The 20,139-nt window shown below is 63.7% G+C and carries 21 protein-coding genes (1 of these 21 running past the window's edge); 2 read left to right on the top strand and 19 right to left on the bottom strand.

From position 1 onward, the window contains the following. From ABD928_RS08860 to ABD928_RS08785, 16 genes are all read right to left on the bottom strand, one after another. Nucleotides 1-757, bottom strand: the beginning of a protein-coding gene (locus ABD928_RS08860) for a porin (protein ID WP_345168044.1). 800 nt of this gene lie to the left of the window's left edge; the window shows 757 of its 1,557 coding nt (coding positions 1-757); its start codon is at nt 755-757; its stop codon lies beyond the left edge, outside the window. Between the two features lie 90 nt (nt 758-847). Beyond that, nucleotides 848-1,885: a substrate-binding domain-containing protein gene (locus tag ABD928_RS08855; RefSeq protein ID WP_187715474.1), complete on the bottom strand. Its 1,038-nt coding sequence runs from the start codon at nt 1,883-1,885 to the stop codon at nt 848-850. Between the two features lie 109 nt (nt 1,886-1,994). Next, nucleotides 1,995-2,687 carry a phosphate regulon transcriptional regulator PhoB gene (phoB, locus tag ABD928_RS08850; protein WP_187715475.1) on the bottom strand — a complete coding sequence of 231 codons (693 nt, stop codon included), beginning with the start codon at nt 2,685-2,687 and terminating at the stop codon, nt 1,995-1,997. Then, complete coding sequence (phoU, locus tag ABD928_RS08845) at nt 2,684-3,382, bottom strand: phosphate signaling complex protein PhoU (RefSeq protein ID WP_187715476.1); 699 nt, start codon at nt 3,380-3,382, stop codon at nt 2,684-2,686. The genes phoB and phoU overlap by 4 nt, the downstream gene beginning before the upstream one ends. Before the next feature lie 13 nt (nt 3,383-3,395). Beyond that, nucleotides 3,396-4,142: a phosphate ABC transporter ATP-binding protein PstB gene (pstB, locus tag ABD928_RS08840; protein WP_223276653.1), complete on the bottom strand. Its 747-nt coding sequence runs from the start codon at nt 4,140-4,142 to the stop codon at nt 3,396-3,398. Between the two features lie 245 nt (nt 4,143-4,387). Beyond that, nucleotides 4,388-5,245 (bottom strand): phosphate ABC transporter permease PstA, encoded by an 858-nt coding sequence (pstA, locus tag ABD928_RS08835; protein WP_425569737.1) that lies wholly within the window; start codon nt 5,243-5,245, stop codon nt 4,388-4,390. Between the two features lie 43 nt (nt 5,246-5,288). Then, the gene (gene pstC / locus ABD928_RS08830; RefSeq protein ID WP_187715477.1) at nt 5,289-6,671 is read right to left on the bottom strand and encodes a phosphate ABC transporter permease subunit PstC; all 1,383 of its coding nucleotides are present in this window, start codon (nt 6,669-6,671) and stop codon (nt 5,289-5,291) included. 6 nt (nt 6,672-6,677) lie between these two features. Beyond that, nucleotides 6,678-7,715, bottom strand: a complete 1,038-nt coding sequence (locus ABD928_RS08825; RefSeq protein ID WP_395623131.1) for a substrate-binding domain-containing protein — start codon at nt 7,713-7,715, stop codon at nt 6,678-6,680. A 110-nt stretch (nt 7,716-7,825) separates the two neighbouring features. Beyond that, nucleotides 7,826-8,839, bottom strand: a complete 1,014-nt coding sequence (locus ABD928_RS08820) for an inorganic phosphate transporter (RefSeq protein WP_345168033.1) — start codon at nt 8,837-8,839, stop codon at nt 7,826-7,828. A gap of 9 nt (nt 8,840-8,848) precedes the next feature. After that, on the bottom strand, nt 8,849-9,493 hold the full coding sequence (locus tag ABD928_RS08815) for a DUF47 domain-containing protein (protein ID WP_345168031.1): 645 nt from the start codon (nt 9,491-9,493) through the stop codon (nt 8,849-8,851). A gap of 71 nt (nt 9,494-9,564) precedes the next feature. After that, complete coding sequence (locus ABD928_RS08810) at nt 9,565-10,596, bottom strand: sensor histidine kinase (protein ID WP_187715478.1); 1,032 nt, start codon at nt 10,594-10,596, stop codon at nt 9,565-9,567. Continuing rightward, nucleotides 10,593-11,255 carry a DUF4167 domain-containing protein gene (locus ABD928_RS08805; protein ID WP_345168029.1) on the bottom strand — a complete coding sequence of 221 codons (663 nt, stop codon included), beginning with the start codon at nt 11,253-11,255 and terminating at the stop codon, nt 10,593-10,595. Before ABD928_RS08805 ends, ABD928_RS08810 begins: the two co-directional genes overlap by 4 nt. 229 nt (nt 11,256-11,484) lie before the next feature. Then, a complete protein-coding gene (prmC, locus tag ABD928_RS08800; RefSeq protein WP_345168025.1) occupies nt 11,485-12,315 on the bottom strand; it encodes a peptide chain release factor N(5)-glutamine methyltransferase in 831 nt (276 codons plus the stop codon). Continuing rightward, nucleotides 12,312-13,397: a peptide chain release factor 1 gene (gene prfA, locus ABD928_RS08795; RefSeq protein ID WP_187715480.1), complete on the bottom strand. Its 1,086-nt coding sequence runs from the start codon at nt 13,395-13,397 to the stop codon at nt 12,312-12,314. The genes prmC and prfA overlap by 4 nt, the downstream gene beginning before the upstream one ends. Further along, nucleotides 13,394-14,635 carry a histidine--tRNA ligase gene (gene hisS / locus ABD928_RS08790; protein ID WP_345168021.1) on the bottom strand — a complete coding sequence of 414 codons (1,242 nt, stop codon included), beginning with the start codon at nt 14,633-14,635 and terminating at the stop codon, nt 13,394-13,396. The genes prfA and hisS overlap by 4 nt, the downstream gene beginning before the upstream one ends. 13 nt (nt 14,636-14,648) lie before the next feature. Then, complete coding sequence (locus tag ABD928_RS08785; protein ID WP_187715481.1) at nt 14,649-14,963, bottom strand: DMT family transporter; 315 nt, start codon at nt 14,961-14,963, stop codon at nt 14,649-14,651. Between the two features lie 59 nt (nt 14,964-15,022). Between ABD928_RS08785 and ABD928_RS08780 the strand changes: the two genes are divergently transcribed. Continuing rightward, nucleotides 15,023-15,646 carry a DUF1345 domain-containing protein gene (locus ABD928_RS08780; RefSeq protein WP_187715482.1) on the top strand — a complete coding sequence of 208 codons (624 nt, stop codon included), beginning with the start codon at nt 15,023-15,025 and terminating at the stop codon, nt 15,644-15,646. Here ABD928_RS08780 and ABD928_RS08775 read toward each other — a convergent pair. The 3 genes from ABD928_RS08775 to ispG are packed head-to-tail and all read right to left on the bottom strand — an operon-like array spanning nt 15,643 to nt 17,874. After that, entirely contained in the window at nt 15,643-16,548 is a 906-nt protein-coding gene (locus tag ABD928_RS08775) for a DMT family transporter (RefSeq protein WP_223276545.1), read from the bottom strand. The genes ABD928_RS08780 and ABD928_RS08775 overlap by 4 nt on opposite strands. Before the next feature lie 17 nt (nt 16,549-16,565). Continuing rightward, nucleotides 16,566-16,697 carry a hypothetical protein gene (locus ABD928_RS08770; protein ID WP_262984928.1) on the bottom strand — a complete coding sequence of 44 codons (132 nt, stop codon included), beginning with the start codon at nt 16,695-16,697 and terminating at the stop codon, nt 16,566-16,568. Nucleotides 16,698-16,740: 43 nt separating this feature from the next. Continuing rightward, a complete protein-coding gene (gene ispG, locus ABD928_RS08765; RefSeq protein ID WP_187715483.1) occupies nt 16,741-17,874 on the bottom strand; it encodes a flavodoxin-dependent (E)-4-hydroxy-3-methylbut-2-enyl-diphosphate synthase in 1,134 nt (377 codons plus the stop codon). Between the two features lie 117 nt (nt 17,875-17,991). On the opposite strand from ispG, the gene ABD928_RS08760 reads away from it, so the two are divergent. Then, entirely contained in the window at nt 17,992-20,139 is a 2,148-nt protein-coding gene (locus ABD928_RS08760) for a TIR domain-containing protein (RefSeq protein WP_345168013.1), read from the top strand.

Genomic DNA, 20,139 nt, shown 5'->3' with positions numbered 1-20,139 from the left:
TCGGCGTCGAGAAGATGCCGGCCTGGATGAGATAGCTGTCAGTCGCCTTGTCCGAAAACTGCAGGCCGACGCCGAGGCGGCGGTTGTAGTTGAATGCATCCGTGAACGAGGCGCGCTCCATCATGCTTCCGAGGCGCGAGCTCGTCATCGTTTCGAGGCTTGAATAAGGATAGAAGTTACCGACCGAGACCTGCAGCGGCGCCTTTTGGAAGTCGTAGGTGAGGATGATGTCCTCGTAATCGACCGTGCCCTGGGCAAAGTTGAACTCGACTTTGTAGCCGAACCGGCCCGGAAGCGTTCCCTCGGCGCCGAACACGAGCCGGCGGGCACGCGTATTCCAGCCAAGGTTCGCGAAGTTGAGGCCGCTGACCGTGCCGCGGCGCTCGTTGCCATCCGGGAAGCCGACATAGCCGGCGTCGAACTGCGCGAAGCCCTTGGGTTTGAAGGTGAAGCCGGCTTCCTTGTCCGCAAATTCCGGCGCGCCCTTCCAAGTCGGAATGGCCTTCGCCTGCTGCGTCTTCACGCCTTCCAGTGCGTCCTGGAGCGCCTCGACCTGCGCTTGGAGCAGCTCGATCTTGGCCTGCAGGTCGTCGACCTGGTTGGTGCCGGCAATCGTCGCATCAGCCGTTGCGTCCGACGCGTCCGGCTCAGTCTGCTCAGGCTGCGCTGCGGGCGCGTCCTGGGCTGCGGCATGGGCGGGCGCCGAGGCAATAGCAGTACCGGCCAAGAGCGCGGCGATTACAAACTTGCGAGTCATTCTATTCCCTTTCCCCCGCCCCCTTTGTCTGGAGGCCTTCGCCGGCCCCGAAGGACCGGCGATTACTGGTCACTTTGAGTGCTGGCTTGGCTACTTCAGGCTGGCGAAGTTCAGCGGAGCGAGCTGACGAGCGGCCTGCTGGCTGCGCGCACGGACTGCATTCGGAGCAGCGATCATGCCGGCCTGGCGAAGATAGCCCTGCGGACCGAAGGCGCTTTCCTTGGTGAACTCGGCAACGAAGGCTCGGATCGCCGGGATGGCCCCAACGTGTGCGTTCTTGACGTAGACATAGAGCGGACGAGCACCCGGATACTTGAACGAGCTGATCGTATCGTAGCTCGGCGCGACGCCGTTGATAGCGATGCCCTTCAGGAGGTTCGTGTTCTCCTCGAGGTAGGAATAGCCGAAAACACCGACGGTGCCGGGATTCGCTTCGAGCTTCTGAACGATCAGATTATCGTTCTCGCCGGCTTCGATGAATGCGCCGTCTTCGCGCATGCCGGTGCAGATTGCCTTGTACTTGCCTTCGTCGGCCTTCTTGACGGCGGCCATGCCCGGATTGCTGTCGCAGCCGGCGGTCATGATCAGCTCACCGAAGGCGTCGCGCGTACCCGACGTCGGCGGCGGGCCGTAAACCCGGATCGGAAGCGCCGGCAGCTTGCCGTTGACGTCCTTCCAGGTCTTGGCGCGGTTCGGTTTCCCAAACGGAGTCTTGGCGAGCGCGAGGTAGATGTCGCGCGGGGTAAGATTCGCAAGCGGCGTCCGCTTGGAGGTCGCCAGCGAGATGCCGTCGATGCCGACCTGGATCTCGGTGATCTTGGTCACGCCATTCGCGGCGCAGAGCTTGGCCTCGGACGCCTTCATCCGGCGCGAAGCATTCTCGACATCGGGAAAGCGCTCGCCGACACCGGCGCAGAACAGCTTCATCCCGGCGCCCGTGCCGGTCGACTCGATGATCGGCGCGCCAAGGCGCGGGTTGGCTCGAGCGACTCGCTCGGCAACCTGCTTGGCGAACGGATAGACCGTCGAAGAACCGACGGCGCGCATCTGGGTACGGGCATCAGCGGCAGTGCTGACGGTGGTTGCGGCGATCGCCACTCCGGCCAGAGCCAAAAGCTTGGAAGACATCTTGGAAATACCCCTTGGATTCGCCGGCGCTACCGCCCCGGCAGACTCTCTCTAGGGGGGCGTCACGACTCCAAAATGACCGCTTGGTTGCAGTTTCGTGACGGCGATTTCAGGCTTCCGCGTCGAGTGAATAGCCAGCCGAACGAACGGTTCGGATGATATCCTTGCGGCCACCGTCGTTGAGGGCCTTGCGCAGGCGGCGAACGTGGACGTCGACGGTCCGCAGGTCGATGTCCGGATCGTGCGACCAGACCGAGTCCAGAAGACGCTCGCGTGAGAAGACGCGCCCGGGATTTTCGAGGAAGTGCCTGAGAAGGCGGAATTCGGTCGGCCCGAGAGAGACCGGCTTGCCGCTGCGGCGAACGCGATGGGAAGAGACATCCATCTCGACATCGTCATACCCGAGCTGCTCCGCCGCAAGCGCCGGGCGCACCCGACGCAGAACCGCCCCAACGCGGGCAACCAGCTCGCGCGGGCTGAACGGCTTGGTCACGTAATCGTCGGCACCCGTCTCAAGGCCGCGAATGCGATCGCTTTCCTCGCCGCGGGCGGTGAGCATGATGATCGGGACATTTGCGGTCTCGGAGCGGCGCCGAAGCCGGCGGCAGACTTCAAGCCCCAGGATGCCTTCGATCATCCAGTCGAGAACGATCACGTCGGGCACTTCTTCGGCGGCCATCAGCAGTGCCTCTTCGCCGTCGCCAGTCCGGCGAACGTCGAAGTCTTCACGCTCGAAATGCCAGATGAGAAGCTCCGCGAGCGCCCGGTCGTCCTCGACTAGCAGCAGCTTCTTGCGGGTCATGTCGTCTTCCGGCGCCGTTTCTTAGTCGGTTCGACCATGTGGTCTCCTGTCGCGGCATAATAGACCATTTCGGCAATATTGGTTGCGTGATCGCCGACCCGCTCGAGGTTCTTGGCGACAAAGAGCAGGTGCGCCGACTGGCCGATATTGTGCGGGTTCTCCATCATGTGCGTCAGCAGGGTGCGGAAGATGGAGTCGTAGAAATCGTCCACGGCCTGGTCGCGCTCGCAGACCCGGACCGCCGCCTTGGCATCGCGCTCGACGAAGGCGCGGAGGACGTCGGTAACCATGTCGGTCGCGATCCGCGCCATCTCCGGGAGGAGGGACACCGGTTCGATGTCACTGCTGCCTTCCAGCAGCGGAACACGCTTCGCGATGTTCTTTGCGTAGTCGCCAATACGCTCGACGACACCCGAGATCTTCAGGGCTGCGACTGCGTCGCGAAGATCGCCCGCCATCGGCGCACGAAGCGCGATCAGCTGGACGACCCGCTTCTCCGTCTCGATCTCTAGCCGGTCGATCTCCTTGTCCCGCTCGACGACGCGGAGCGCGCCTTCCGTGTCGCGCTCGATCAGGCATCGCATGGACTCGCGGATGGCCGACTGGGCGAGCTGGCCCATTTCGCTGATCAAGCCGCGCAGGCGATCGATATCTTCGTCAAAAGCCTTGAGCGTATGGCCGGTCTGCTGCTGCATTATCCTGCTCCGATCAGCCGTAGCGGCCCGTGATATAGTCCTGGGTGCGCTGCTCGCGCGGATTTGTGAACATCTCGCTGGTCTTGCCGTATTCGACCATCTCACCGAGGTGGAAGAAGGCCGTCCGCTGCGAAACGCGCGCCGCCTGCTGCATGTTGTGCGTGACGATCGCGATGGCGTAGCGGCCGCGAAGCTCGTGAATCAGCTCCTCGATACGCGCAGTGGCAATCGGGTCCAGCGCGGAGCAGGGTTCGTCCATCAAGATAACTTCCGGATCGACCGCGATCGCGCGAGCGATGCACAGGCGTTGCTGCTGGCCGCCCGACAGGGCCGTGCCGCTTTCGTGAAGCCGGTCCTTGACCTCGTCCCACAGCCCGGCGCGCTTCAGCGACTTCTCGACCGTTTCGTCGAGCTCCGCCCGGGACGACGTCAGCCCGTGGATCCGAGGTCCGTAGGCGACATTCTCATAGATCGACTTCGGGAACGGATTCGGTTTCTGGAACACCATCCCGACCCGGGCGCGGAGCTGGACCACGTCCATCGAGGACGCGTTGATGTCCTGGCCGTCGAGCTCGATCCTGCCCGTCACCTTGGCCGAGGGGATGGTGTCGTTCATCCGGTTCAGGCAGCGCAGGAAGGTCGACTTCCCGCAGCCCGATGGGCCGATGAATGCGGTTACTCGATCATCGTGAATTTCGATGGAGACGCCCTTAAGCGCCTGCTTCTCACCGTAATAGACGCTGATGTCCTTGGCGCGCATCTTCGGTTCGCGCTTGCCCTGCACATCGGCGTCGGCGTCGGCATCCTTGCCAAGCGAAACGGAGAGTGCGCCCGCCGGCAAATCCTGCGGCCGGGTATCGGCGTCGAGCGTGGTCGGCTCGGCGGGACCGGGATCTTCCGTCGTCGACGGTCCTTCCCGGTTGGCCATCGCCGGAACGGCGGCGGACGGTGCCGGGACCGGCGTGATCGGGGTTACGGGTGTTTTTTCTGTCATGAGCATGATGCCTACCAGCGTTGCTCGAAGCGGTTGCGGAGATAGATGGCGAGCGCGTTCATCATCAGCATGAACACGAGGAGCACGATGATCGCCGCGCTCGTCTTCTCGATGAAGGCGCGGTCCACTTCGTCCGACCAGAGGAAGATCTGAACCGGCAGGACGGTCGCCGGATCGGTGATGCCCGACGGCGGCACCGCGATGAATGCGCGCATGCCGATCATCAGCAGCGGGGCCGTTTCGCCAAGCGCGCGCGCCATGCCGATAATGGTGCCGGTCAGGATTCCGGGAAGTGCGAGCGGAAGGACATGGTGGAACACCACCTGCATCTTGGATGCGCCGACGCCGAGCGCCGCTTCACGGATCGACGGCGGAACCGACGTGATCGCGTTGCGGCCGGCAATGACGATGACCGGCATCGTCATCAGCGCCAGAGTCAGGCCGCCGACCAGTGGCGCCGATCGCGGCAGGTTCATCGTGTTGAGGAATACCGCGAGGCCGAGCAGGCCGAAGATGATTGAGGGCACCGCCGCCAGATTATTGATCGACACTTCGATGACGTCGGTGAAGCGATTCCGCGGAGCGAACTCCTCAAGGTAGATCGCCGACAGCACCCCGACGGGGAAGGCGAGAGCCATGGTCACCATGATGGTGAGGAAGCTGCCCTTGAGCGCGCCCCAGACGCCGGCCGTTGCCGGATCGGTCGAGTCCGACGCGGTCAAGAATTCCCAGGTGAGCCCGCCGATTCCCTTGGAGATCATTGTGCCGAGCAGGAAGACCAGGAACAGCAGGGAGATCGCCACGGCGGCAAATCCCATGAACTTGAATAGCCGTTCCGACCGGTAGCGGCCGCGCAGGCGATTCTGCATCGCCTCGCCCGTCCAACGCGTGATCGCGGCGTCTGCGCTGAGGCTATTCATAAGCTTCCCGGTACCGGCGCACGAACGTCAGTGCGATGAGGTTGAGGGCGAGGGTGATCAGGAACAGCACGAGGCCGAGCGCAAAGGCCGCGAGAGTCTTGGCGCTGTCGAATTCCTGGTCGCCGGTGAGCAGCTGCACAATCTGGACGGTCACCGTTGTTACGCTGGCAAACGGATTGGCAGTGAAGTTCGCGGCAAGACCCGCGGCCATCACCACGATCATCGTTTCGCCAATTGCTCGGCTGACCGCGAGAAGGACGCCGCCAACGACGCCCGGCAAAGCGGCCGGAAGCAGCACCTTGCGGATCGTCTCCGACCGCGTCGCGCCGAGGGCCAGGCTGCCGTCGCGCATGGCAGCGGGAACCGCGGCAATGGAATCGTCGGCCATCGAGCTGACGAACGGGATGATCATCACGCCCATCACCAGGCCCGCGGCCAGAGCGCTCTCGCTGCTCGCCGATTCGATGCCGAGCGAAATGCCGAGATCGCGGACCGCGGGAGCCAGCGTCAGGGCTGCGAAATAGCCGTAAACGACGGTCGGGACGCCAGCGAGAATTTCGAGCAGCGGCTTGACCACCGCGCGCACCCGCTGTGCCGCATATTGAGTCAGGTAGATCGCGCTCATCAAGCCGAGCGGGATGGCGACGATCATCGCGATGATCGCGCCGATGAAGATCGTTCCCCAAAACAAGGGGATCGAGCCGAACGCGCCGGACGAGCCCGCCTGATCGGCGCGAATCGCGACCTGGGGACTCCACGTCAGTCCGAACAGGAAGTCCGTGAGCGGCACCAGCTTGAAGAATCGAAGCGATTCGAACAGCAGCGACAGAACGATGCCAAGCGTCGTGAAGATGGCGATCAGCGACGCCAGCAGCAGCAACGCGCTCATCCATTTCTCGACCGCGGTCCGGGCCCGGAACTGGCTGTCGCGCTTGCGCATAAGCAGAATGCCGGCGGCGCCCAGCGCGACGAGTATGGCGCCGATGCCGCCGATGCCCGCATAGCGTGATTCCGCCTCGGCCACCCGCGGGGCTAGTGCAGTCGATTCCGGGTTGAAGCCCGCCGCGATTTCTCGGTGTGCAATCTGACGCGCTTCGTCGATGATGGCATCGCGCTGCATCTCGAAGTCGGGCAGCGCTTTCCCTTCTGGGCTCGATAGCACGGCCTGATCGACCAGGCGGGCCTGCATCGGCGCCCAAGCAGCTAGCACGAGCAGCGCTGGAAACAGCACCCAGATGGCGGAATGCACGCCGTGGTAGATCGGCAGCGAATGCAGCCGACCCTCCCGGCGCATGCGAGACGCCCGGACGTACGCGATCCCGCCGACCGCCGCAGCGATCAGCAGGACCGTTACAAAGGCAAATCCGAGCGTCACGGGAGCTTACTTGAGCGTCGAAGGATCGAGCGGCTTCAGCTCGCTCGCCTGCTTGGCGGCGGCTTCCGCGTCCGCACCCGAGAAGGGAACCAGGCCCTTTTTCTCAAGCGGACCGCCCGGACCCCACTGCTTGGCGTAGGCGGCAACGAAGTCCTTGAGCGCCGGCTTGGCCGGAATGTGCTCGCCCTTCAGGTAGATGTAGAGCTTGCGAGCGCCCGGATAGGACAGGTCGGCGATCGTCTTCTCGCTCGGCGAGACGCCTGCGATCTGGACCGGCTTCACCTTGTCGAGGTTCTCCTCGAGGTAGCTGAAGCCGAGGACGCCGAGCGTGCCGGGTTCAGCGCTGACCTTCTGGACGAGCAGATTGTCGTTCTCGCCAGCTTCGACATACGCGCCGTCCTCGCGGATCTTGGTGCAGACATCCTTGTGCTTCTTGTCGTCCGACTTCTTGAGCGCTTCCATCGCCGGGTCCGTGTTGCAGCCCTTCTCAAGGTAGAGATCCGCAAGGCTGTCTCGCGTGCCTGATGTCGGCGGCGGGCCGAGGACGCGGATCTTGATCGCCGGAAGAGCCGGATTCACGTCCTTCCAGGTCTGAGCCGTGTTCGGGCCCTTGCCGAACGGATTGGCGGCAAGCGCCTTGTAGATGTCGGCCTGGGTGAGGTTGGCGAGCTCGCTGCCCTTCCCTTCGATGAAGGTCAGGCCGTCGATGCCGATCGGCACTTCGATGATGGCCTTGGCGCCGTTCGCGACACAGCTTTCGAACTCGGACTTCTTGATGGCCCGCGATGCGTTGGTCATGTCCGGGAAATTGGCACCGACGCCGCCGCAGAACAGCTTCATGCCCGCGCCGGTGCCAGTCGATTCGACGACAATGCTGACGTTCGGATTGTCCTTTTGGAATTGCTCGGCGACCGCCGTGGTGAAAGGATAAACGGTCGAGGATCCGACGACCTTCAGCTGTTGCTTGACCGCACCGCCGGCAGCGTCGTTTCCACCCTTGCTGCCACATGCGGCGAGCGCCACCGCCAGCGGCAGCGCGTACATGATCTTCTTCACAAGCTAACTCCCGTTCGGGCTGAATTCGAAACGGCCCTAGCGGTGGTTCAGCGACCTGTTCGTGACAGAATCATTGCAGTTCTGTGACTGCCGACACCCTAGAAGAGGGTCGTGAGGTAATAGAAAAGCGCGGCGACGGCCGCCGATGCGGGGATCGTGATGACCCAGGCGGTCATGACGTTGCCGGCAACCTGCCAGCGAACTGCGGACGCACGGCGGGCAGCGCCAGCGCCGATCACGCAGCCGGTAATCGTGTGGGTGGTGGATACAGGAATGCCCAGCCAGGAGGCGCTGAACAGCATCACCGACCCGCCGAGGGACGCGCTGAATCCCTGGTGCTGGTCGAGCTTGGTGATCCGCGTCCCCATCGTCTCAATGATCTTCCACCCGCCCGACAGGGTCCCGAGCCCGATCGCGACGTAGCAGGACAAGGCGACCCAGTGCGGGACGTGGAATTCGCCCTGCATGTTGCCTGTCGAGTAAAGCAGGACGGCGATGATCCCCATCGTCTTCTGGGCGTCGTTCAGACCGTGCCCCAGCGAGTACATTGCCGAGGAACCGAGGTGCAGGAACCGGAAAGCGCGATCCGCGCCCGCAGCAGTCGCATTCCTGCCGAACCAGCTCGTTACAAGCATGATGATCATCGCCAGGATCATCCCGAGAGTGGGCGACAGGACGATTGCGATCAGGGTCTTGTTGAGGCCGTTCCACTGGATTCCGGTCATGCCCGCATGAGCAACGCCGGCGCCGACCAGCCCGCCGACGAGCGCGTGGCTGGATGAAGACGGAATGCCCTTCAGCCATGTCACGACGTTCCAGAACATCGCACCAACGAGCGCTCCGAAGACGACGGCCGGAGTCACCAGATCCTTGTCGATGATCCCCTTGCCGATCGTGTCGGCGACCTTGTGCAACTCGGGAACCGCCAGCGAGAGGAAATAGGCCGCGAAGTTGAAGAATGCGGCGAAGGCCACCGCGGTCACCGGCTTCAGGAGTCGTGTCGCGACCACCGTTGCAATCGCATTCGCCGCGTCGTGAAGTCCGTTGAGAAAGTCGAACGCCAGAGCGATCAGAATTAGGCCGACCAGCAGCGGAAAGGCGAGCTCGTGCATCTGTCTCGCCTATGCGTAGTCGATCACGATGCCATCGATTTGATTGGCGACGTCCTCGAATGCGTCGGTCACCCGCTCGAGGTGGCGTAGAATCTCCCGCGTGACCGCGAACTCCAGCGAGTTCGTTCGAGCGACTTCGCGGAACGCTCGCTTGAGACCCGCGGCGTGGACATCGTCGGCTTTGCCTTCGAGGCGCACCAGTCGTTCCGTCAGCTGATGGAGGCGATGACCGTTCTTGTTGACGTTGCGGAGCAGCGGAATCGCTTCGTTGGTGACTCGCGCCGCTTCGCCGATGATGCCGATGATGTCCTTCATCTCCGGACGAAGCTGCTTCAGCTCGTAAAGATCGATCGCTCGCGCTGCGGCAAGCATTTCATCGATCGAATCGTCCATCGCTCCAATCAGCGAAGTGATCGCGCCGCGGTCGAACGGGGTCAGGAATGTCTTGCGAACGGACGTGAGGACATCGCGGATGACATCATCAGCGACATGCTCGCGATCCTGAATTGTGCGCAGGCACTTCTCGGTCGAGGCGTGATCGTCACCCAGCTCCTGCAGCGCTTCGGCGGCAGCGACCAGCATTGCGGCGTGGGCCTCGAACATGCCGAAGAAGTCGCCCCGTTGGGGCAACAACCGCTGGAACCAAGCAAACATGAAATTCCCCTGCGAGCGAGCGCCTCGACGCTTCGAACGCCGGTTAGCCCGCCTAGGTGGTTATGACAATCTCATGACAGGGTTTCGGCGGCTACCGGAAGCAGGACGTGGACGGTCGTGCCCTGCCCGACTTCGCTTTCGAAAGTGAGCCGGCCGCGGTGGCGCTCGACGATGTGTTTCACGATCGACAGCCCCAGGCCCGTTCCGCCGAGCGAGCGGCTTCGGCTTGTGTCGACGCGGTAGAATCGCTCCGTCAGGCGCTTGAGATGTTCGGGCGCGATGCCTTCGCCCCGGTCGGCGACGGTCAGGTGCACCATCGCGTCCTCGACCGCTGCCGAAACCGTGATCGGCGTGCCCTGCTCGCCGTAGCGCAGGGCGTTGGTGATGAGATTATCGAGGACCTGCAGGATCTGCACGCGATCGGCGGCGACCGGCGGAAGGTTCGGCTCGATCTGCATTACCAGCGACGAGCCGCGCTCCTCGGCCATTCGAGCGGCTCCCTCGACCGATACTTCGATCAACTGTTCTAGATCGACGGCTTCCGTGGGCGTCGTGAACTTCTCTGCTTCGATACGCGACAGGGAGATCAGGTCTTCGACGACGCGCTGCATCCGTCGCGCTTCGTCGTGGACGATCGACAGGAAGCGACCGGTCGTTTCGGTGTCGAGCTCCTCGGTCCGCTCCCGGAGGGTTTCGGTGTAGCCGATGAGGGTCGACAGCGGCGTCCGCAATTCGTGGCTAGCGTTGGCGACGAAATCGACACGCATCTGCTCTGCGGCGCGGGCTTCGCTGCGATCGATCAGGCGGACCAGCAAGGCGCCGTCGCCAAGCGGAGCGATCCTGACGAGCCATTGCCGTCTTGCGCCTCCGAAGCCGGAAGCCTCGACCTCTTCAGGGGTGGTCACACCGCCGCGAACGAGGCGCTCGATGACGGCCGGATGCGGCAAGACTTGGCGCACATCGACGCCTTCGATCCCGATACCCAGGAGGTTGCGAGCGGCAGCGTTGCTCATGACGACCGAGGCGCCGCGGACGATGATCGCCGCCTCGGTCAGGCCCTCGATGAGCTTGCGGCTCTTGTCCCTGTTAAGCGTGAAGATCACGCGGCGGGTGCGATGTCGCCTTCATCCTGCGCACGCGGACGGCGCGTGCTGCGGCGTCGGGGGCGAGCCTCGACCACTTCGGCTTCGACGTCGTCGGTGCTCTCTTCGCGGCCGATTGCCGGCGGGAGGACGTCCATCGCGATCCGCTCTTCGGCGCCATTGCCGCGCTCGAACCCGTTGCGGTCGTCACCTTCATCGCGCTGGCGGTCGTCGCGCGAATAGCGGCGGGGACGTTCCGAGCGCTCCGGCCGATCGCCGCGGTCACCACGGTCACCGCGGTTGCTGCGCTCGCGACGCTGCGGCTGCTCATCTTCGTTGTCCGAGTTGTCTTCGGCCGAGACGTCCATTTCGTCGCCGTCCTCGTCGTCGAGGTCGTCGTCACGCTGGCGGCGTGGGTTCTGCTCTTCGAAGCGGGCACGGTTCTCGCTGAGAACGCGGAAATAGTGGTCGGCGAACTGGAGGTAATATTCGCTCTGCACGCGATCGCCGGCGAGCTGCGCATCACGCGCCATGCTCTTGTACTTTTCGAGCAGCTGGGCGGCGTTCCCGCGCTGCCGGTTGTCCTGGCGATTGCCCCCGGGCTGACCGCCGATGTTCTGGCCGCCTCTTGGTCCCCCACCACGACCGCGCCTGCGGCCGCCCTGACGATTATTGATCAAATTCCTACTTCCTTAACCAGAAGCTTTCCCTTTCGCCTGAGGCAGGCAGACCTGCACGAGTTCCACGTGCCGGGCCTGACCCTTTCGTTCCGAACTGTGCCCAGGGGGCACGATGCGAACGGCCGATAGCGTCGGGGGTGGAGCGGGTTCTGCTCAGCTTCTCTCAAGGGAGCGAGCCCGGTCCTGAGGGAAGATGTAGTCAGTGTCGGGCCGAATTCCAAGCGATTTGTTAGCTGCCCCAGGTTAGCAACACCGCGCGGGGCCGACCGGCCAAGTCATTGACCACGCGCGAGGAAAGACCATCACGAGCCAATAGAGCGGTGACCGGCTCGGCCTGATCGTACCCGATCTCCACCGCAGCCATTCCGCCGGGACTGAGTAGGCGGGGCAATTCGGGAGCAAGGACGCGATAGGCATCGAGCCCATCCGCGCCGGCGAATAGCGCCTCGTCCGGCTCGAACTCTCGGACCCCCGGTCCGAGCTCCGCATCCTTGGCAACATAGGGCGGGTTGCAGAGAACCAGGTCGAACGCTTCATCGATTCCCTCTGCCCAGTCGCCAAGCTTGAATTTCACCCGCGATTCGAGATCGAGCCGCCGGGCATTGGCCGCAGCGTAGGACATCGCCTGCCGGGACGTGTCGACGCCCAGACCCGTGGCTGCCGGCCAGAGGTCGAGCGCAGCCAGCAACAATGTCCCCGGTCCCGTACCAAGATCGAGGATCCGTTTCGGGCCCTCGGTTCCCTCAAAATGCTCAAGCGCCGATGCGATCAGTACTTCGCTGTCTGGGCGAGGGATCAGGACGCCTGGGCCGACGTGCAGCTCGATGTTCCAGAACGCGCGGCGGCCGGTGATGTAGGCGACCGGCTCGCCAAGCTTGCGCCGCTCGACCATTTCGAAGAAGCGGTCCGGCGCATCGCGTTGCGGCGGCGACAAGATCAGCTTGTCGCGGTCGATGTGAAGCGCTTCTGCCATCAGCAGTTCGGCGTCGAGGCGGGGCGTGTCGCTGCTGACGACGAGCTCATTTGTCGCCCGGCCAAGCGCGCGGAGAATTGTGGTCACGCTTCCTCGAGGCCGGCGAGCCTCTCCGCCTCGTCCTCCGCGACCAGTGCGTTTAGCATCTCGCCAAGCGCCGGGCCCTCCAGGATTTCCGGCAGCTTGTGCAGGGTCAAGTTGATGCGGTGATCCGTCACCCGTCCCTGCGGGAAATTGTATGTGCGGATGCGCTCCGAACGGTCGCCCGAACCGACCATCGATTTGCGCGCGCCCGCACGCTCGCTGGCGAGCCGCTCTCGTTCCAGTTCGAAAAGGCGTGTCCGCAGCACCTTTAGCGCCTTCGCCTTGTTCTTGTGCTGCGACTTTTCGTCTTGCTGGATAACGACCAGTCCAGTCGGAAGGTGTGTAATACGCACCGCGCTGTCGGTGGTGTTGACCGACTGTCCGCCCGGCCCGGACGAGCGATAGACGTCGATGCGGAGATCCTTGTCGTCGATCTGCACGTCGACATCCTCGGCCTCCGGGAGCACGGCCACGGTCGCCGCCGAAGTGTGAATGCGCCCGCCACTCTCCGTCGCCGGCACACGCTGGACGCGGTGCACGCCGCTTTCGAACTTGAGGCGCGCGAAGACACCCGGACCGCTGATGGAGGCCACGGCTTCCTTGTAGCCGCCGACATCGGATGCACTGGCCGAGATCAATTCGAACCGCCAACCCTGCGCTTCGGCGAAACGCTGGTACATGCGCAGGAGGTCGCCCGCGAACAGCGCCGCCTCGTCGCCGCCGGTTCCAGCACGCACTTCGAGCATCGCCGCACGCTCATCCGCCGAGTCCCGCGGCAGTAGCTTGATCGCCAGTGCCCGTTCCGCTTCCGGCAACTTGTGCCGGATCTCGTCGGCCTCGAGCGCTGCCATTTCCTTCAGCTCCGCTTCGGCTGTCGGATCGGCAACCATCCCGTTCAGGACGTCGAGCTCGGCGCGGAGACGACGAACCTCGCGCGCGGCCGCGGCGACCGGCTCGATCTGCGCATATTCCTTGGACAGGCGCACGAAATCGTCCGGCGCAAGGTCGCCGGCCGCCATGGCATCGGCAAGCTCCTGCTTTTTCGCCTCGATCGACGCGATACGTTCCGACGAAATCTGGGTCATTGGCGGATTGCGTCCCCGATGAGGTCGAGCGAGACGGCACGTTGCTCGCCCGTGGTCAGGTCCTTCAACTGCGCCTCGCCGCTCTCAAGTTCATTGTCCCCCAGGATGAGGGCATACTTCGCGCCGGATGCATTCGCCCGACTGAGCCGCTTCTTCATGTTGCCGCGATAGGCCATGTCGGCGGCGACCCCTTCGCGACGAAGGCCGGCAACGATGCCGAGCGCAGCGGCTTCCGCCTTCTCACCCAAGGGGACAACGGCCACCGTCGTGCACTCCGGCGCCGGCGCATCGATCATCATGCCGAGCCGTTCGATTCCGGCAGCCCAGCCAATGGCCGGAGTGTGAGGTCCACCAAGGGATTCGACCAGGCCATCGTAGCGGCCCCCAGCGAGGACCGTGCCCTGCGAGCCGAGCCTATCGGTGACGAACTCGAACGCGGTGTGGCGGTAATAATCCAGGCCGCGAACCAGCCGTGAATTGCGCGTCCACTTCACGCCCGCGGCATCAAGTCCGGCGGTGACCTGCGCGAAGAAGTCCGCCGCCTCGCTTGTCAGGTAATCGTCGATCGACGGCGCGGAGTCGGCGATCGGCCGCTCCTTCGGATCCTTGGTGTCGAGGATGCGGAGCGGATTGCGCTCCAGACGGGTCAGGCTGTCCTCCGAGAGAGACCCGCGATGCGCCTCGAAATGTTCGACCAAAGCGGCGCGCCAAGCGTCACGGGTTTCCGCGTCGCCGAGCGTGTTGAGCTGTAGCGTCACGCCTTCGTCGATGCCCAGCTCGCGCAGCAGCAGGGCGCCCAGGGAAAGGATCTCAACGTCCGCCGCAGCTTCGCCCGCTCCGATGATCTCGGCGTCGAGCTGGTGGAACTGGCGGAAGCGGCCCTTCTGCGGGCGTTCGTAGCGGAAGGCGGGGCCGTGCGTCGCGAGCTTCAGCGGCGCGAACTGCTGCCAGCCCTCGCTGAGATACGCGCGACAGATGCCCGCCGTGAACTCGGGCCGCAGCGTAATCAGCTCGCCGCCGCGATCCTCGAACGTGTACATTTCCTTGGAAACGACGTCGGTCGTCTCCCCAATCGTCCGCGCGAAGACGGCGGTCGGCTCGATGACCGGCACTTCCACCCGCTTGAACCCGAACAGGCGGCGCACGCGATCGAAGCCGTCGACCACCGCATGGAAGCGGTCGGCGTCTTCACCGAGCAGGCTCTGGGTCCCGCGAACGGGTTGGGGCGTCGTCGTCATATTCGGCGGGGACTTAGGCGGTGAGCTTCAAGCCCGCAATCGCTGCAACAATTGCGAAGATCAGCAAGATGCGGATTGTGGCCGCCGGCTCGCCGAACCAGAGGATGCCGACGATAACCGTCCCCACAGCGCCGATTCCGCCCCAGACGGCATAGGCCGTGCCCATCGGGATCGAGCGCGACGCAAGCTCCAGCAGCCCCATGCTGATCGCGACGGAGGCCAGAAAAGCGAGCGTCCAGGGCAAGTTGCGAAACCCGTCGACAAAGCGCAGCGACGTGGTGAACCCCACTTCGAAAAGTCCGCCGACGATGAGCCAGAACCACGCCATCGCAAAGTCGTTAGCGCCCGCGCGTTGGTGAGGCTACCATCAACGGGGGGAGGCCAGTCATGAGCAAGTTCGCACCCGCCCGATTCACGGCGTTCGTCGTCCTGCTGATTGCGGGATGCGCACTCATGACCTGGCTGTGGCACCCGCTCAAAGGAATCATGAGCGGCTTCGACATTGCGGCCCTGGTCTTCCTGGTTTCCTGCGTGCCCCTGCTGAACGACGACAGCGGACAGATGCGCAAGCAGTCCAAGGAAAACGACGTTAATCGCGGCTTGCTGCTAGGCATCAGTGTCACCGTAACGACCGTTATTCTTGTCGCCGTCGGCGCCGTGATTGCCGGAAGCGAGGCAGCCAAAGTGCTAGACGTCGCACTAATCGTCGCGACCTTGATCATCGCCTGGCTGTTCGGGAACATGGTCTACGCGTTCCACTATGCGCACATGTACTACCTGCCGAACGAGAAGGGCCGCGGCGACGCGGGAGGGATCAAGTTCCCGGACACGAAGGAGCCTGACTACTGGGACTTCGTCTATTTCGCTTTCACGCTGGGGATGACGTTCCAGACCTCGGACTGCGACATCAACTCGCCCGCAATCCGGCGCGTGGTCGTCGGCCATTGCATGGCGGCCTTCGTCTTCAACCTTGGCGTGCTGGCGTTCACCATCAACGCGCTCGGCTCTTAGGTCGCGACTTCGACCTCGCCGGGAGCCTTGAGCTTGCTCCGCGCCGCAACGATACAACCGCCGACGATCAGCGCGGCGCCAGCAATCGTGTAGAAGGACACCGGCTCCGAAAAGACCAGCCAGCCGAGAGCGCTTGCCCAGATGAACGCACTATATTCGGTCGCCGCGAGGTAGCTCGCCTCCGCCCGCGCATAGCCCCACGCAAACAGCAAGGCCCCGGCCGTGGACATCGCAGCCGCCACGACCACCCAAGCTCCCCAGGTTGGCGACGGAAGATGAGGAATTCCGGCAAAAGGCAGCACCATCGCCCACAGCACGGCGATGGTCAGCGACTGGAAGAAAGTGATCTCAAGCGGCTTTGCGGCGAGCGCCTGGTGTCGCATCAGGACGATGTTGCCGGCATAGCAGAGTGCCGAGCCGATGATGGCCGCGGTGCCGAGCAGGACCTCCGGGCCAAGCTCCGCGCGCGCCTGCCCCAGCACGATGACCAGGACGCCGCCGAATGCGATGACCGATCCTCCGATCGACTTCCGGCCGATCTTTTCGTGCAGGAACAGCGCGGCGAGCATCATCGCGATCAGCGGAGCAATAAAGGTCAGCGCGATTGCCTGCGCCAGCGGAACCCGGCCGATCCCCCAGAAAAACAGGAAGGCCATCGCGGTCACGATCACGCCGCGGAACACGTGGATCTTCAGGGTTGCAGTGCTCGGCCACGGCAATCTTCGCGGAAGGTAAAGCGCCCCCGCAAGGATCAGTCCGGCCAGCGATCGCCATATGCTGACCGCATAAATGCCGATGGCCAGCACCAGCGCCTTCATCACGGCATCCATGACCGATAGGATTCCGACTGCCGCAAGCGCTGCGGCAAAAGCCTGGACAGGATGCTGGGCGACGCGGTTCACGCGCCGGACTTAGCGGATCAGTCGTTGGCGTCGAGTGCCGGTGAGTTTGGCTGTGAAGCGTCGATCAGCAGCGGCGGCTCGGACTGAGTCGACGACAGACCGTCGATCAACGCGCCCAATGCCATGATGATCAGCAACAGCTTCGCCATGGCGCAAGACTGCGCCGACAAGGTGAATAAAGGTTAAAGGCCGCTATTCGGCGGCGTCGAGAGTCTGCTCTGCAGCGGCCGCTGCTTCGATCTCGGCGGCCTTGGCTTCCACCAGCCTGACGATGTGATCGACCATGTCCTCGTCGCGCACGTGATGGTCGGTGACGCCGGACAGATAGACCATGTGCTTGCCTTGACCCCCACCGGTGATCCCGATGTCGGTCTCGCGCGCTTCACCGGGACCGTTGACGACGCAACCGAGTACGGAGAGCGACATTGGAGTACGGATGTGCTGCAGCCGCTCTTCCAGCGTCTGCACCGTGCGGATCACGTCGAAGCCCTGGCGTGCACAGCTGGGGCAGGACACGACCCGGACACCGCGATTGCGGATGCCGAGCGCCTTCAGGATTTCGTATCCGACGCGCACTTCCTCTTCCGGCTCCGCCGAGAGCGAGACGCGGATCGTGTCGCCGATCCCCGCCCAAAGGAGCGAGCCGATGCCGATCGAACTCTTGACCGTCCCACCGATCAAGCCGCCGGCCTCGGTGATGCCGAGGTGGAGCGGGCAATCCACCGCATCAGCGAGCGCGTGATAGGCGGCGACCGCAAGGAACACGTCCGACGCCTTGACTGCGACCTTGTAGTCGCGAAATCCATGGTCCTCGAGGATGCGGATATGGTCGAGCGCGCTCTCGACCAGAGCTTCCGGGCACGGCTCGCCATACTTTTCGAGCAGGTCCTTCTCGAGGCTCCCGGCGTTGACGCCGATGCGGATCGCGCAGCCATTCGCCCGCGCCGCGGAAATCACTTCCTTGACCCGGTCTTCCGACCCGATGTTGCCGGGATTGATCCGCAGGCAAGCGGCGCCTGCATCGGCCGCTTCGAGCGCGCGCTTGTAGTGGAAGTGGATGTCGGCGACGATCGGCACGTTGGCCGCGCGCACGATCTCCCTCAGAGAGGCGGTTGCTTCGGCGGTCGGGCAGGACACGCGAATGATGTCGACGCCAGCCTCTTCGCAGCGGCGGATCTGGTCGATGGTCGCGCGCGCATCTTCAGTCGGTGTGTTGGTCATTGTCTGCACGGTGACTGGCGCATCCCCGCCCACCGGCACCGAGCCGACCATGATCTGACGCGACTTGCGCCGCACGATATCCCGCCAGGGGCGAACAGAAGACATGGGCAGCGATATAGGGCCTGCCGCCCTTCCGGCAAAGCCGGATGCGGTTATCCAAAGACAATCGCGACTCTTATGCTGTTGTGTTAACAGGGTTAACAGGAATCGCGGGGGCAGCGGATGGCCGAAGTTGCCCAGTTGCTGCGTAAGGAACGTGACCGGACCGATGCCGGGCGCGACCGGCCAGCGACTCTTCCTTCCCCCGTCTACTTCGCCTTCCTGAGTTACAGCCACACCGATTCCGGTTGGGGCGAATGGCTCCATGACTCCCTCGAAAAGTTCAGGGTGCCTTCATCGATTGCCGGCCGGCTGACCCCGCACGGCATCGTCCCGAAGCGCCTCACGCCCATTTTTCGCGATCGAAAGGAGCTGGCGGCGTCCTCCGACCTGGGAGCGGAGATTCGCGAAGCGCTTGCGGCATCCCGGTTCCTGATCGTCCTTTGCTCGCCCGCCGCGGCCAAGTCGCGTTGGACCAATGCGGAGATCGACACGTTCAAGCGGCTTCGGCCCGACGGAGCCGTTCTCGCTGCCATCGTCGACGGTGAACCGTTCGCTAGCGACCTGCCCGGGCGAGAGTCCGAGGAATGCCTGCCACACGCCCTACGCGTGCAGTACGACCGCCGCGGCCGGCCGACTCCCAGGCGGGCGGAGCCGCTGTGCACCGACCTCCGCGATGACCGAGACGGCAAGCGCCTCGGCCTGCTCAAGCTGGTCGCCGGAATGCTCGGAGTCGGCCTGGACGATCTCGTTCAGCGGGAGACGGTCCGAAGGCAGCGCCGACTGGCCATCCTGGCCGCCGCATCGCTTGCGGGCATGGTGGTGACCACCAGCCTGGCGATCTTCGCGCTTCAGTCGCGCGACATTGCCCGCGACCAACGGCGCGAGGCCGAGAGCCTGGTCGGCTTCATGCTCGGCGACTTGCGGACCAAGCTGGAGCCACTGGGACGCCTCGATACCCTCGATGCCGTCGGGGCTCGCGCGCTTGCCTATTACCAAAGCCAGGACAAGAGCGAGCTTTCCGACCAGAGCCTCACGCAGCGATCGAAGGCCCTGACGCTGATGGGCGAGATCGCTAACACCCGGGGCGACCTCGGCCGCGCGCTGAATCTCTATCGTGAGGCCTATGCGAGCACCGCGGAGGCCCTTCGTCGCGAACCAGACAATCCGCAGCGGTTGTTCGATCATGCGCAGAATGTCTTCTGGGTCGGCGAAGTCGCGCATCAGCGTGGGCTGATGCCGGAAGCGGAAGCGTCAATGCGCGAATACAAACGGCTCGCTGACGCGATGGTCGCCGCGGACCCCGACAATCCGAAGTGGAAGCTGGAGGTCAAATACTCGACGACAGCCCTGGGGGCTCTCCTGATGGAGCAACGACGTTACCCAGAGGCTTCGGCGATCCTCCAACGTTCTTTAGAAACTGCGGAGACGCTCGCAGCCAGCGATCCCACGAACCTCGATTATCAGAAGGGATTGGTCGAGTCTTTGGCATGGCTGGCTGATTCTCAATTCTCTGAGGGTCGCCTCGATGAAGCTATCGCCAAACGAGAACGCCAAGTTGCGACCATCGATCAAATGATACTGAAGAACCCGGCCGATGCGGGCATTCGTGAGCGCGCGATCTCCGCCCACAGGGCCCTGGGACGATGGCTGGGGATCCACGGTTCTTTGCCCGAAGCGCTAGAGCACCAAAGGAAAGCAGTCGCTGTTGCGGACGAACTTTTGCCGACTGAGCCCGGTAACATGGACTGGCTGCAATGGGCGGCAGGTGCTCAGCTCGATTATGCCTCGACGCTGCTGCAATCCGGTCGAGTGAACGAAGCCGCAGCGCAAACGAGAGCTGCGTGCGATCGCGCCAGCCGTCTGACGGGTGAACGAAGCGAAGTCGCTGAATGGCGATCCCTGGCCGTCAATTGTTTGATGAAGAGGTCGCAAGTATCCCTCGCTGGCGGAGCGGAGGAGGAAGCGCTCGACTTAGCCAATCGAGCGCTTGATGCAGCTCGATCACGGCGGCGAGGCGAGCCGGTCGAAATTGCTTTGCAGGTCGCTCAGGCCCTCAAGCTGATTGGAGACGTCAGAGCGCGAAAGGGTGATCGCGCCGGCGCTCAAACCGCGTGGCTCTCAGCTTTGCAGAAATGGCCAAAGCAGGCCAATGAACCGACCAACTTGGCTCTTCAGGCAGAGCTGCTTGTGAATCTCGGCCGTCTGGCTGAGGCTCGTCCGCTCAGAGCCAAATTACAGTCTATCGGGTACCGGAGGATGGTTAACTAA

Source organism: Sphingomonas daechungensis (assembly GCF_039543105.1).
Taxonomy (GTDB): domain Bacteria; phylum Pseudomonadota; class Alphaproteobacteria; order Sphingomonadales; family Sphingomonadaceae; genus Sphingomicrobium; species Sphingomicrobium daechungense.
Note: the sequence above shows the minus strand (reverse complement) of the source record. Positions and strands in the feature narration are given on the sequence as shown.

Coding starts and splice junctions, on each gene's coding strand:
- ispG (WP_187715483.1), bottom strand. CDS start 17,874: ATGTCTTCTGTTCGCCCCTGGCGGGATATCGTGCGGCGCAAGTCGCGT.
- ABD928_RS08815 (WP_345168031.1), bottom strand. CDS start 9,493: ATGTTTGCTTGGTTCCAGCGGTTGTTGCCCCAACGGGGCGACTTCTTC.
- pstB (WP_223276653.1), bottom strand. CDS start 4,142: ATGCGCGCCAAGGACATCAGCGTCTATTACGGTGAGAAGCAGGCGCTT.
- ABD928_RS08820 (WP_345168033.1), bottom strand. CDS start 8,839: ATGCACGAGCTCGCCTTTCCGCTGCTGGTCGGCCTAATTCTGATCGCT.
- ABD928_RS08825 (WP_395623131.1), bottom strand. CDS start 7,715: ATGTACGCGCTGCCGCTGGCGGTGGCGCTCGCCGCATGTGGCAGCAAG.
- phoB (WP_187715475.1), bottom strand. CDS start 2,687: ATGACCCGCAAGAAGCTGCTGCTAGTCGAGGACGACCGGGCGCTCGCG.
- ABD928_RS08760 (WP_345168013.1), top strand. CDS start 17,992: ATGGCCGAAGTTGCCCAGTTGCTGCGTAAGGAACGTGACCGGACCGAT.
- ABD928_RS08780 (WP_187715482.1), top strand. CDS start 15,023: ATGAGCAAGTTCGCACCCGCCCGATTCACGGCGTTCGTCGTCCTGCTG.
- ABD928_RS08770 (WP_262984928.1), bottom strand. CDS start 16,697: ATGGCGAAGCTGTTGCTGATCATCATGGCATTGGGCGCGTTGATCGAC.
- phoU (WP_187715476.1), bottom strand. CDS start 3,382: ATGCAGCAGCAGACCGGCCATACGCTCAAGGCTTTTGACGAAGATATC.
- ABD928_RS08855 (WP_187715474.1), bottom strand. CDS start 1,885: ATGTCTTCCAAGCTTTTGGCTCTGGCCGGAGTGGCGATCGCCGCAACC.
- prfA (WP_187715480.1), bottom strand. CDS start 13,397: ATGACCCAGATTTCGTCGGAACGTATCGCGTCGATCGAGGCGAAAAAG.
- ABD928_RS08785 (WP_187715481.1), bottom strand. CDS start 14,963: ATGGCGTGGTTCTGGCTCATCGTCGGCGGACTTTTCGAAGTGGGGTTC.
- hisS (WP_345168021.1), bottom strand. CDS start 14,635: ATGACGACGACGCCCCAACCCGTTCGCGGGACCCAGAGCCTGCTCGGT.
- pstA (WP_425569737.1), bottom strand. CDS start 5,245: ATGCAGAATCGCCTGCGCGGCCGCTACCGGTCGGAACGGCTATTCAAG.